This window comes from Ruminococcus sp. CAG:57 (assembly GCF_000435935.1).
Classification (GTDB): domain Bacteria; phylum Bacillota; class Clostridia; order Oscillospirales; family Ruminococcaceae; genus Hominimerdicola; species Hominimerdicola aceti.
The window spans coordinates 25,201-37,589 of record NZ_FR890736.1; the positions used below are offsets into that span (position 1 = coordinate 25,201).

The 12,389-nt window shown below is 46.4% G+C and carries 10 protein-coding genes and 1 riboswitch; all 10 genes read right to left on the reverse strand.

The window, feature by feature from the left end; all coding sequences use genetic code 11:
• Window positions 1–268 precede the first annotated feature (268 nt).
• The 10 genes from QVO88_RS06960 to QVO88_RS07005 all read right to left on the reverse strand — a co-directional run bounded on the left by QVO88_RS06960 (window position 269) and on the right by QVO88_RS07005 (window position 12,306).
• Window positions 269–1,468, reverse strand: a complete 1,200-nt coding sequence (locus QVO88_RS06960) for a sodium:proton antiporter (RefSeq protein ID WP_022287778.1) — start codon at window positions 1,466–1,468, stop codon at window positions 269–271.
• A 42-nt stretch (window positions 1,469–1,510) separates the two neighbouring features.
• A riboswitch (Fluoride riboswitch) is annotated at window positions 1,511–1,582 on the reverse strand.
• A gap of 46 nt (window positions 1,583–1,628) precedes the next feature.
• A complete protein-coding gene (locus QVO88_RS06965) occupies window positions 1,629–3,809 on the reverse strand; it encodes an ABC transporter ATP-binding protein (protein ID WP_022287779.1) in 2,181 nt (726 codons plus the stop codon).
• A 34-nt stretch (window positions 3,810–3,843) separates the two neighbouring features.
• Window positions 3,844–4,386 (reverse strand): DUF1854 domain-containing protein, encoded by a 543-nt coding sequence (locus QVO88_RS06970; RefSeq protein ID WP_022287780.1) that lies wholly within the window; start codon window positions 4,384–4,386, stop codon window positions 3,844–3,846.
• A 16-nt stretch (window positions 4,387–4,402) separates the two neighbouring features.
• Entirely contained in the window at window positions 4,403–6,673 is a 2,271-nt protein-coding gene (locus QVO88_RS06975) for an ABC transporter ATP-binding protein (RefSeq protein ID WP_022287781.1), read from the reverse strand.
• Between the two features lie 375 nt (window positions 6,674–7,048).
• Window positions 7,049–8,545, reverse strand: coding sequence for a sodium-dependent transporter (locus QVO88_RS06980; protein ID WP_022287783.1), 1,497 nt, complete (start codon window positions 8,543–8,545; stop codon window positions 7,049–7,051).
• A gap of 263 nt (window positions 8,546–8,808) precedes the next feature.
• Window positions 8,809–10,569, reverse strand: a complete 1,761-nt coding sequence (locus QVO88_RS06985; protein ID WP_022287784.1) for a recombinase family protein — start codon at window positions 10,567–10,569, stop codon at window positions 8,809–8,811.
• Window positions 10,566–10,982: a recombinase family protein gene (locus QVO88_RS06990; RefSeq protein WP_022287785.1), complete on the reverse strand. Its 417-nt coding sequence runs from the start codon at window positions 10,980–10,982 to the stop codon at window positions 10,566–10,568. Before QVO88_RS06990 ends, QVO88_RS06985 begins: the two co-directional genes overlap by 4 nt.
• Window positions 10,983–11,051: 69 nt before the next feature.
• On the reverse strand, window positions 11,052–11,237 hold the full coding sequence (locus tag QVO88_RS06995) for a transposon-encoded TnpW family protein (RefSeq protein ID WP_022287786.1): 186 nt from the start codon (window positions 11,235–11,237) through the stop codon (window positions 11,052–11,054).
• A 410-nt stretch (window positions 11,238–11,647) separates the two neighbouring features.
• Complete coding sequence (locus QVO88_RS07000) at window positions 11,648–11,887, reverse strand: helix-turn-helix domain-containing protein (RefSeq protein WP_022287787.1); 240 nt, start codon at window positions 11,885–11,887, stop codon at window positions 11,648–11,650.
• The gene (locus QVO88_RS07005) at window positions 11,884–12,306 is read right to left on the reverse strand and encodes a sigma-70 family RNA polymerase sigma factor (RefSeq protein ID WP_022287788.1); all 423 of its coding nucleotides are present in this window, start codon (window positions 12,304–12,306) and stop codon (window positions 11,884–11,886) included. Before QVO88_RS07005 ends, QVO88_RS07000 begins: the two co-directional genes overlap by 4 nt.
• Window positions 12,307–12,389 lie beyond the last annotated feature (83 nt).

A 12,389-nucleotide genomic window follows, 5' to 3' on the forward strand; every position in this document is an offset into this window, starting at 1 on the left:
AACATGCGTATCGTAACAAATTTTTATTACCACCTTGCATCAACTGTAGATAGGGTAGGGATATGAAAAACGGCATGGCCTTGATTTGGTCGTGCCGCTTTTTTTATGCAATGTGATCAGAATTTTTCGCGAAATGTGCAAATGCTCAAATTATTCCCTCATAAAATGTGTGAAATCAAAAATTATTCACTCATAAAATGTGCGAAATCAAAAATTATTCACTCATAAAATGTGCAGAGAGTGCCGCAATCGCCTATTTTACGCCACTTTACTCCTCGTGTGCAAGAAGCCTTTTATAGCTGCGGTCAATGCCTATTGCACCAAGGGGTGCTGTGATAAGGATCGCAAGCACAGCCACAGATAGCACTATCTTTCCGCAGGGCAGACCAAGGGACATCGGCACTGAGCCGATAGCCGCCTGAACTGTCGCCTTTGGCATATATGCCGTTACACAGAAAAGCTTTTCTTTAAGGGTGAGCTTCGTGCCGAGAAGACATATCCATACGCCCACGGCTCTGAAAATAAGCGCTCCGAAAATAAGAAGCACAGCCGCCACACCTGCCGTAAGGGTGTAGCGTATGTCCACTGCCGCACCAACAAGGACAAAAAGCACAGCCTCAGCGGCTATCCAAAGCTTGCCGAACTTCTCTGAAAGCCTTGCAGACACTTTTTTGTCGGCTTTTATTTTTATCACGCAAGCCATTGCCACAACCGCAAGAAGTCCCGATACAGCCACATAAGGCTTCAAAAATGTTTCCACTGACATGAGCAGGAACGCCAAGCCCAAGATAGCGATGACCTTTGTGCTGTTTCTTATTTTGTTACCTTTGCGGTAGGATATCTCAAAAATATAGAAAAGCACAAACCCTGACAGCGAGCCGAGAAGCACTCCGAGGATTATTGACACAGGGATATTGAGAAAATCCGTCGCCTTTGCAGAGCCGCCCTGCGCCATTGTTACGAATGTGGAGAACAGCACGATAACGAAAATATCATCGCATGAAGCTCCCGCAAGTATCATTTGCGGTATGCTTTTTTCAGTGCCGTATTTTTCTTCCATAAGCTTCACCATTCTCGGCACTACCACCGCAGGGGATACCGCACCAAGCACCGCACCCATAACAGCGGCTTCCGTGTGGTTTATCCCAAGAAGTAGCGGAGCAAGGATAAAATATCCCAGTATCTCAAAGCTTGCAGGCAGAAATGACATCATGACCGCAGGTCTGCCCACCTTTTTCAGGTCGGACAAATTGAGTGACAGCCCTGCTTTGATAAGGATAATGATAAGGGCTATCTGCCGAAGCTCTGAGGATATGCCAAGTATCTTAGGATCCAGCAGATCGAGAACGTAAGTGCCTGTGAGAATGCCCGTTGCAAGCATACCGATTATCCTTGGCAGACCGATAGCCTGAAAAGTGGCGGCGGCTGACAGCCCCACAAGAAAGATCACAGCCAGTGAAAATAACATAATTATACCTCCCAAAAATCAAAAAAGCTGACAACTCCTGCGTAAAAAACAGAAGTCATCAGCTTAATAAGCGGTTTAGGTTTCCCAGGGGAGAACATCATTCCCCGATATGAGATTTTACTATTGTATTCTACCACATCACTGTGGTATTGTCAAGACCCTAGCAGGTCTGTGGTTGGGCTTTTTTCATTTTTGTGGTCTGGCGCTGAGCCATAACAAGCTTGTAGTATACGCCTTTTTTCTGCATAAGTTCAGCGTGAGTGCCGAACTCTGCAAGTCTGCCCTTGTCAAGGACGATAAGCCTGTCAGCGTTGCTGAGGGTGGAAAGTCTGTGAGCAATGGCAATTGTCGTCCTGCCCTTTGTGAGCTTGCCCAAAGCGTCTTGTATCTGCTTTTCCGTCTGAGTGTCAAGAGAAGCCGTCGCCTCGTCAAGTATTATTATCTTAGGGTCATGGAGTATCGCTCTTGCAATGGCAATTCTCTGACGTTCGCCGCCCGAAAGCTGATAGCCCTTGTTGCCCACTCGGGTGTTGTAGCCGTCAGGGAGCTTTGTGATAAAGTCATGTGCATTCGCAATTTTCGCTGCCCTTATTACTTCCTCAAAGGTAGCGTCAGGCTTTGCATATGCTATATTTTCAAGTACGTTTCCGTCAAAAAGGAAAGTTTCCTGCAACACCACGCCCACCTGTGAACGCAGGCTGTGCTGTGCAATATCCTTTATGTTAACACCATCAATGCGTATCTCTCCCTGCGTGCAGTCATAAAGTCTGAGAATAAGATTTATCATTGTGGATTTTCCCACACCTGAGTGTCCCACAATGCCTATCATTTCGCCCTTGTTTATCTTGCAGGTTATGTCTTTCAGCACAGGATTGTATACCTTGTAGCCAAAATAAACGCCGTCAAATTCGATATCGCCTTGAATGTCAAGGTCAATAGGGTCATCACAATCACGAACGTCAGTGTCCTCGTCAAGTATCTCAAAGACCTTGCCTGCGGAAACTGAGGTGTCCGCAAGATTTCTCGGTATCTGTATGAGCCAGCGTATAGGCTCGTAAAGCATTGCAACATAGGTGGTGAACTGTATAAGCTGACCTAGTGTCATGGTGTGGTCAAGAATCATGTTTCCACCGAAATATAGTACGAAGAAGTTACCAATGGTGAGGATAAATTCTGAGGCAGGAATGGTGAGATACCACATCATTTCCGCACGAACACAGCTTTTCGCCCAGCGTTCGGAACATTCTGTGTAGCGCTGTATCTCCCTTACCTCGTTGCCGTAGGACTTTACAACTCTTATGCCGTTTAAAATATCATGCAAAGTTTCTCCGTGAGAAACGCCGTTTTTCCATACCTTTGTGTAGCGTATCGCCATGGCGTCAAAAAGCTTTTGCACTATTATGAAAACTATCGGCACAGGCAAAACTGTCATAAGCGCGAGCCGCCAGTCCATAATAAAAAGCAGTATGCCTATTATCACAAGGGAAAGTATTTTTACTATGGCGTCCTTGCCGTTTGCAGTGATGAAGTCCTCAAGCTTTGCGGCATCGCTTGAAACACGGTTGATAAGCTCGCCTGCTGTTCGCTTTGATATGGAGTTCATGGAAAGCTGCTGTGATTTTTCAAATATCTCCTGCCTAAGGTCACGTCCCAGATTGAGTGCGACCTTGAAGCTGTTTTTCATGTTGAAAAACTCAAACACTCCTGCCAAAAGCAGCAGGGTGACGATAGTGATGATAACTCCTGCAAGGCCTGCCCAATGGGTGCTTTTCGGGGTAACATACTTGTCGATTATAACTCTGTCAAGATATGGTGCAAGCACCCAAATAAGCTCGGAAAGTATCGTGCATATAACTGCGATCGCAAAATATTTCTTGTATGGCGCAATGCGTTTTATGAGCTTGACCATTGTCTTGCCCTTGCCTGTGCAGTAGATACATTCCTTTGCACCCTCCAGCGGCAGACCGCATTTGGGGCATACAGGCTCTTCCGTGTCAGTTATCTCCATAAGCTCACCTGTGCGCAAACAGTGGTCAAGAAGCTTCATAAGCTCGGCGTATCTGAGAAACTGATCCTGCGAAAAACCGCAGAAGCAGATAGTTTCACCGCTTTTCAGCGTTCCCTGAGCCATTGAAGTGCCTATCTGCTGTTTGCACTCAAACTCGGAGAAATCGTTTATGCTGTATTCAAGTGTTATCTCACTGCCGTTGTAAATGTATATCTTTTCTTTTGTCACGCAGAAATGTCCGTCCATTTTGTCGCCCTTACAGGTGAAGTTTGCAGGCAGAGAGTAAACAATGTCTGCCGGGGCATTCTGCGGCAGGGAAGTTTTTAGATCCATTTTTCACACTCCTTTCAGTGTGGTCTAACACCTTTTAGGTGTACATTTCAAGCACCTGACGGCTCTTTCTGTCAAGCTTATGAATGTCAGGACAGAAATATTTGTTGCCGTCTGCGTCGTTGACGTAGAGATAATCATAGCCTATCATTCTGAAATTCTGATACCAGTCACGGATACAGATAGTTTTCTGTCCCGAAGTTGTGTCAGCCTTGACAAAGATCGCACCACGCATATTGTCCTTTATGCTGTAGACCTTTGTTATCTCAGGCATATAGTATTTGTATTCAAGATAACTGTCAAGAAGCTTGTATTGCTCATCGTCAAGCTCCGCCATATCTTTTATCACGCCTATCTCACGGAACTCTTTTTCGGAATTTTCGTATGAAAGGCTTATGTAGGTGGTCTTTGAGTAAAATGGTATGAGCCTTGTGGGGTTTACCTTGTGATAAGTCCTGCCCTCATAATCGAGGGTAAGAAAACCGCTTTCTTCCTTTGCAAGGCGTATCTTTTTGCAGTCAAGCAAGGTCAGCTTATCGACCTCGTAGACCTCCTGCTCAGCAGTAATATTTTCAGCCATTGTGTTCATCTCCTTACTATTCGTTTATGAACTGCAGTGCTTCAGATTGCAGCTTGTAAAGCTCGAAATATTTGCCTTTTTCTTTTATGAGCTTGTCATGTGTTTCCATTTCTTTAAGCTCTCCATTTTCGATAACGCAGAGCATATCAGCGTCACGGAGAGTTGAAAGGCGGTGTGCGATAGAAATAATCGTCCTGCCCTGTTTCAGATTGTCGATAGCGGCTTGTATCTTTCGCTCTGTCCTTGTGTCCATGGAAGCGGTCGCCTCGTCAAGGATAAGTATGTTAGGCTTCTGAATGATAGCCCTTGCGATAGATATTCTCTGCTTTTCACCGCCTGACAAGGATATTCCGCCCTCGCCGACCTTAGTGTTATAGCCCTCAGGGAGCTTTGTTATAAACTCATGTGCGTTTGCGGACTTTGCCGCTTCGATAACTTCTTCCATGGCGGCGTCAGGGTTTGCATAGCGGATATTGTCAGCTATCGACCCTATGAAAAGGAAAGTTTCCTGTGAAACTATACCGATATTTCTGCGCAGATCGTCAAAAGCTATCTTCCTGATAGGCACGCCGTCAATGGTTATTTCGCCGCCTGTTACGTCATAAAGCCTTGCCATAAGGTTTATGATAGTGGATTTTCCTGCGCCCGTTTTACCAACGATTCCAAACATATGTCCAGCCTGCACCTTGAAAGAAACGTTTTTTATGATAGGATGTCCTGCTTCATATTCAAATGATACATTTTTAAGCTCGATATCGCCCCTCATGTTTTCCATGTGAACAGGGTGTTCGTCCTCTTTTACAGTAGGCAGAGCGTCCATTATCTCAAACATTCTTGATGCAGCGTCCATACATTTTGCCCAGCGGTCGCCTATCCATGTGAAAAAGTTGATAGGATCCATCGCCATTTCGGTATAGGAAATAAGTGCTGAAAGTGCGCCGAATAGTATGTGACCTTTTATAACAAGCACTGCGCCAAGGCAGAAAACAAGCTTGTTCACTATCCTATAGAACGTCCATATAACAGGGATAGTGTTTGCTATTCGTGAGTTTATCCTTGAGTTTATCAAAAATGCGTCAGTGTTTTTTACCCTATAGCGTTCTATCTCTCTGTCCTCACGGGCGAAAGCCTTTACCACACGCTGACCGTTCATAACGTCAGACAGAACCGAGTTTGCAGAACGCATTGCAACGTCATATTTGCGGTAAAGCTTGCGCTGGCTTTTGTAAAATTGGTGCTGAACTATCTCTATCACCGAGATAGTGAGGATTATACCAAGTGACAGAAGCGGCGAAATTGTGAGCATTATCACCGCAATGCCCACTATCTTTACCACGTTTGTAAGTCCGTATGGTACTATGTCCGTGAAAAACCAGTAGATGTTCTGACTATCTCTGTCGACTCTCGACATAAGCGAGCCTGTCTGCTTGCTTGTGAAAAAGTCAAGGGAAAGCCGCTGCATTGAGGAGAATATCTTCACTCTAAGCCGGTGCGTAACAACAGGCACGACCTTTGAGGTTATAATGCCTGAAATGATACGCATTATCATTCCTGCAATGTTTATGCCAACTATGAGCATTACTATCATGAGTATCTTGCCATAGTATTTTCCGTTTTCCGCAAGCACATCATCATAGAGCATTTGTGAACCGAATATCGGCGAAAGCACTGCGAAAACGTTGCTTAAAACTATGGTGAGCAGTATGAGAAATACCGCACCCTTAAATTCACCGAACATAGAAAGCAGGCGTTTGAACACCGAGCGTCTGTCTACACATCTCGGACAGACAGGGCGGTTAGGGTCAGGATAAGGCTCACCGCAGGTAGGACAGTGGGTCTTTACTCCTTCCAACAGGCGGTCGTCGATAGGCTCGTTCTTGGCTGTGCAGTTCACACGCTGGCTGAATTTCTCGAATTTGTCAGCAAAGCCAAGTGAGAACCTCGCTATAGGGAATTCCTTGCCTGACTTGTCCTTTATCATAAGTCTTGCGGAATTTGCATAGCGGTCAACATACATTTCTTCAATGCTGTCTATGGGGTATTCATCATAGCCTGATACTGTGAAGCTTACGAGATTTTTTCTCTTCTGCCCACGCTTCATTTTTCCGTATTCTTCATAGCCACGGAGTATGCAAAGGGTGTCTTTTGTGAAAGTTATGTATACGTCCACATATCCGCCCTCACCGTCAAGGTCAGCTTTTACGCAGTAAAGCAGCTCGTCAGTCATAACTCCACGCTTTAGCAGTTCGTTTTCTGCAAGCTGTGGCAAAACGTCAAAAAACTTCATGTATTCCCTCCTTTTCGGGATAAATTTCATATTCTTCCGATATAATTCTGTAAATTCGCATAATGTAACTGCCTATAACAGGTCAAAAAAAGACCTCTGATACCTGATATCAGAGGTCGCAATAGTTCTGCAGTATAATATCCAGAAAGCTGATAAAAATCTCATTAGCTTTTGGTAATAAGGGCAGGCAAAATGACATCTGAAAGGCTTATTGAACTTACATTGTTTGTAAGGCTTATATTCTCGTTAGTCTTTAGAAGATCAAAAAGAATATTTCTCATTTCACCCACCACCTTTTAGTTTATTTTTATAGCGTTTATCATTATACGAATTTTCGTGAAACATCACGCAAGGTTTATTATATAGCCAAACTTTCTATTTGTCAATAGGATTTTCCAAATTTTTTTTGCTTTTTGAGAAAGCTGCCCAGAATATCAGCACAAGAAGTATCACCGCAAAGCACATCCAGCCTATAAGGACCGGCAGACTTCTGTTTGAGAATGTGTCATAGTATCCTTTGAGGTAGATGAAACAGATAAGTGCAGGCACAACGTAGGCCATGTAGCTGCGAAGCCAGTTAGGGATATGCTTGCCCTTGCCAGTGTTGGCTTCCTTGATGAAGTTCTCCCAGCCCCAGCCGTTTTTGCGAACGCAGAAAAGCACTCCCACAAGAGAGCCAAGCGGCAGAAGATTTGATGATACCAAAAAGTCTTCAAGGTCCATGATAGTCGAACCTGCGCCCATTGGCTGGATATTTTTCAGCAGGTTAAATCCAAACACAGCAGGCATTGTAAGCACAAGTATCATCACAAGGTTTACAATAAGTGATTTTTTTCTGCTCCAATCCCACAGTTCCACTGACATTGTGATAATGTTCTCAAACACTGCGATAACGGTGGAAAGCGCCGCAAATGACATGAAGATGAAGAAGAATATTCCCCACAAACGGCTTGAAGCCATATGGTGGAAAACGTTAGGCAGAGTGATGAAAAGCAGTGACGGACCTGAGTCAGGCTCGATTCCGTATGCAAAGCAGGCAGGGATTATGATAAGTCCCGCAACGACAGCCACGGCAGTGTCAAGAACGATAACGTTCACAGACTCGCCTACAAGAGTGCGGTCCTTTTTCAAATAGCTTCCGAATATCTCCATTGTGCCTATGCCTATGCTTAGTGTGAAAAACGCCTGAGTCATTGCGGCAAAAAGCACTGATGTGAAGCCCTTTTCTTTAAAGACATCAAAGTTCGGCACAAGAAAGAATTTAAGCCCCTCAGAAGCGCCTTTCAGCCTGATAGAGTTCACCGCCAGCACCACCATGAGCGCCATAAGCAGTATCATCATAAATTTCGTTACCTTTTCAATGCCGTTTTGCAATCCCAGTGCGCAAACACCGATACAAAGTATGATAACGATAGCCGAGAATATAAGCATAAGCCACGGGGAAGCCTGCATATCCTTAAAAGCTTCAGCCGTTGCCGCTGTGCTTGAAGCGTCCAACGAGCCAGTGGCGTATTTGAAAGCGTAGTATAACATCCAGCCTGTGACCATTGTGTAAAACATCATGAGCAGATAGTTTCCTGCAATGCTCGTGTATTTTGTGCAGTGATATCGGCTACCTGGCTTTTCAAGTCGGTTGAAAGCCTGAGAAAGGCTTCGGTTGCTTCCTCTGCCTATGGCAAATTCACATATGAGTATTGGAAGACCCAACAGCACAAGGCAGATAAGGTATAGGAACAGAAAAGCTCCGCCGCCGTTTTGTCCGCAGATATATGGAAATTTCCACACGTTGCCAAGACCAATGGCACACCCTGCGGATACAAGTATAAATCCCAATCGTGATTGAAAGGTTGCTCTGTTTTTATTTTCGTTCATAATAATTCTCCTGTAAAAATAGTCATACAATCTCTATTATATAGTATATCTTATCTTTTGTCAAATTTTCACAAAGTATCATATTACTATGCTAAAACGTGTTAAAAACAAGCCTTTCAAAAACGCAAAAGCGGGACGTCGAGAGCGCCGTCCCCTACATATACTGCAAAAATGTTTTGTGAAATTTGCCGAAAACAAAAACCCTCCCAAATGCGGCGGTGACTTAGGAAAACATTGAAGCAAGGAACGGTGTAGCTTAACGGCTATGCCGTTCTTTGCTCTTTTTTACTTGTGTTGCGGGCATTTTCGATTGCCCGTGTGAAGTCAAATGCACCGATGAAGTTATAGACGATGGTGATTTCCCGTGTTCTGGATTTCTTGTCAACATGAGAAACTTCAATCCTGTCAATGAAAGCACGGAGAACAGCCGCGTCAAGCTCCTGCAAATCCGTGTACTTCTTCACGGCAGCGATAAACGCCTTAACATTGGTTTTCTGCTGCTCCTGCTGCTTCAGATCCTTGCGCAGGACTTCTGCCATTGATTTCAGGTTGCTTTGTTCCAGCTCGTAGTCATGGGACATTTTGATAAACCGTTCGTCTGACAGTTTTCCAATCACGTTGTCCTCATACAGTCGGGAGATAATGCGGTCAAGCTCTGCAATCCGCGTGTCCGCCTTTGCCAGCGTTTCGCGCTTCCGAACAAACTCGGCATCCCTGTCCCGCATATCGCTCTCGGCTGCGTCCTGAATGAACTCCGCTTCATGCTCTGAAACATAGGAGATTGCTTCCCGCAGATTTCGCAGAACAATTTCATGCAGCACGACGTTCTTGATAGAATGGGTCGTGCAGAGATCCTTGCCCTTGCGGTAGGTGGAGCAGATGAAGTATTTCTGGTTCTCTGCAAAGTTGGTAGCGCGGCATTGATACATTTTGCCGCCGCACTCTGCGCAATACAGCAGCCCGGAGAACATACCCATTTCACCCATCTTGGTAGGGCGGCGACGCGCCTTGCGAATGTTCTGAACAATCAGGAACACGCTTTCCTCGATGATTGGCGGCTGGGTGTTCTCAAAAATCACCCAATTCTCAGGGTCATTCCAGATTTTCTTCTTGCTCTTGTAGGACTGCTTTGTAGTCTTGAAGTTTACGGTATGCCCCAGATAGTCTACGCGCTCCAAAATGCGGGAAACCGTTTCATTTGTCCATTTGTACGGATCTGCTGTTGGCTTGTTGCTGGTCGGCAGACCTTTCGCATGGCAATAGGCGGTTGGGTTCAAGATTTGCTGCTGTTTGAGCCATTTAGCAATCTGCGTGGGGCCTTTGCCGGACGCACACAGGGAGAATATCTTCTGTACGACGGCTGCGGCTTCTTCATCGACGATCCATTTCTTTTTGTCCTCTGGGCTTTTCATATAGCCATAGGGCGGAATGGTCGTCAAATGCTCGCCGGACTTGCCTTTGCTCTGCCATGTAGCGCGAATCTTCTTAGAGGTATCGCGGGCATACATTTCGTTGAACACATTGCGGATCGCGGTAAACTCACTTTCGCCGCGTGTGCTGTCCACGCCGTCATTGACGGCAATGAAATGAACGCCAAACTCCGGGAAAACAACATCGGTATACATTCCCACTTGGAGATAATCGCGCCCGAAGCGGCTCATGTCCTTTACGATGACGCGCTTGATCCGCCCTGCCTTGATGTCGGCAAGCATACGCTGGAAGCCCGGACGGTTGAAGTTTGTGCCGGAATAACCGTCGTCCTCGTCATAATGGCGGTAGGCGGTAATCCCGTGATCCTTGCAGTAGCGTTCCAGAATCTTCTTCTGGTTCGCTATGGAGTTGCTTTCACCATCCAGCTTATCTTCCTGCGAAAGTCGCTCATACAGAGCGGTCAGACCTTCTTCCTCTGCTTCCGTAGATAGCCCCTTGGCATAGAACTGCAAGACATTATCGCGGATTACGCTGCGAAGCTCATTGCTTAAACTGTCCTGCGGCGTCAAGCTCTGAAAGGTAAATCCTGTCATCTGCACTCACCGCCTTTCTCGGAAGAATTGCGGTAGGCGTTGACAATGCCGTGATATAGATTTCGGCAAAGGGGCAGATCGCCGTCTGTAATGGAGTAAATCGGAATACCACGCTGCTCCATATCATCAAGGAACTCCACCGCTGCAAGATAGCTGCGGTAAAGTCGGTCAAGCGATACGACAACGATTTTCTGCACGCGGTTCTCATGGATTTCTGCAATCAGATTTTGAAACGCCGGACGCTCTGCGGTCAGGCCGTTGTACCCATTGTCCATGAAGAACATATAGGTGTCCGCTCCGCTTTCCTGCGCATGGCTCAAAAGTCGGTGCATTTGATTGTCAAGGTTCAGGTCTGTTTGTTTGTTCGCCGCACGGTAGTAATATGCGGTGATTTTGTCGGGCTGCTTTTTCATGTTGCCTCCTATTCCGGCAGCCGGACAAACAGGTTATTTATATTATACCAGGGATCTCGCTCGCCGTCATTAGGCGGGTTCAAAATTATTTGTAACTTTTTTACCCCGCAAGTCATTCTGAATCAGGCGGCGCACCTTTGTCACGGCGTCCTCTTTCGCGCCGTCTTTGACGACGGCCTTGACGATATACGTTATATCCCCGATCTTGTACTCGCGTACAATCGGGGACGTTGTTTTCTTCATGGTTGTTTCCATAGAAACAAATCCCCCTTTCATGGGAAACGAAATAACTACAAAAGGGAAAATAACAAAACGGACGGCTGCTGGCGCAGCTCCAAGGGAGTTTCACCCCCGCACGGTTCTCGTGCAGCCCTACCCATCGCCTGCGACGCTTTGAACGCTCGGACTATGGCTGTAAGGTCGTATCATTATGTGTTTTGCGCGTCATCGCCTGCAAGTTGCCACACTTGCGTTACGGCTCGGTATTTGTCGCTCGGCATATCCTCTCGGATATACGTCATGGCGTACCAGCCGCCCAGCTCGGCGCAAAAGGAACGTACCCGTTTTGCCTATGATGCGCCGCCGTTCTCTTGCGGGCATATTTGTCAAGGTGCATCGGACAGAAACGAGGAAAGGGGGAAAAACACGTTTCTGTCAGGCGTCGGTTATCTCACGCGGAATGTGAGCAGCTTGGTAATGAGCTTCGTTTCCAGCTTGCGCCGCAGTTCTTCATCCACGCAGAGATGGGGATTGCCGTACTCGTCGTAAAGCTCACGCATCGACAGACGGGCTATGTACCCTGCATAGTGTTTCAGAACGGCGTTGATCGCTTCCACGTCACCGCCAGCAGCCGCTTCAATGACGGTCAGCGGCAACAGACGGTTATTCTTCGATTGACTTGTCATCTGTTTTCTCCTCCCATCAGGTTTTTCAGCAGCTTTAGGGTGCTTGTCCTGCGATAGGCAACGGAACGGCGCACCATGTTCAGCACATTTGCAATTTCAGCGTCGGACATATCAAGGAAGTAGGACAGCAGGATAATATCTCTGCGGTCAACAGGCAAAGCGGAGATTGCTTCCGCCAGCGTTTCATCGTCGATACAAACCGAATGACCGATGACTTCAAATGTGCGGCTATCCGTGAAATAGGTGTCACGGACAGCGAACTGTTCCAGCACTTCGATGGGCAGCTCAGAAAAATAGACCTCTCGGTTTCTTTTCCGTGCCAGCGCGTCCTGATAGTCCCGCGCTTCGTTCCGCAGTACCTTTTTGCAGAACGCATCAAAGGAGTGCTGGATATGTTCTTCGTGCGAATGAGGCTTCATGTATTCACCTCCCTTCGCGTCCGCAAAGGCGGGTGATACGGTTTTCTTCCCCTTTCGCCACTACTACGGTCTGCATCATGCGT

Coding starts and splice junctions, on each gene's coding strand:
- QVO88_RS06960 (WP_022287778.1), bottom strand. CDS start 1,468: ATGTTATTTTCACTGGCTGTGATCTTTCTTGTGGGGCTGTCAGCCGCC.
- QVO88_RS06965 (WP_022287779.1), bottom strand. CDS start 3,809: ATGGATCTAAAAACTTCCCTGCCGCAGAATGCCCCGGCAGACATTGTT.
- QVO88_RS06970 (WP_022287780.1), bottom strand. CDS start 4,386: ATGGCTGAAAATATTACTGCTGAGCAGGAGGTCTACGAGGTCGATAAG.
- QVO88_RS06975 (WP_022287781.1), bottom strand. CDS start 6,673: ATGAAGTTTTTTGACGTTTTGCCACAGCTTGCAGAAAACGAACTGCTA.
- QVO88_RS06980 (WP_022287783.1), bottom strand. CDS start 8,545: ATGAACGAAAATAAAAACAGAGCAACCTTTCAATCACGATTGGGATTT.
- QVO88_RS06985 (WP_022287784.1), bottom strand. CDS start 10,569: ATGACAGGATTTACCTTTCAGAGCTTGACGCCGCAGGACAGTTTAAGC.
- QVO88_RS06990 (WP_022287785.1), bottom strand. CDS start 10,982: ATGAAAAAGCAGCCCGACAAAATCACCGCATATTACTACCGTGCGGCG.
- QVO88_RS06995 (WP_022287786.1), bottom strand. CDS start 11,237: ATGGAAACAACCATGAAGAAAACAACGTCCCCGATTGTACGCGAGTAC.
- QVO88_RS07000 (WP_022287787.1), bottom strand. CDS start 11,887: ATGACAAGTCAATCGAAGAATAACCGTCTGTTGCCGCTGACCGTCATT.
- QVO88_RS07005 (WP_022287788.1), bottom strand. CDS start 12,306: ATGAAGCCTCATTCGCACGAAGAACATATCCAGCACTCCTTTGATGCG.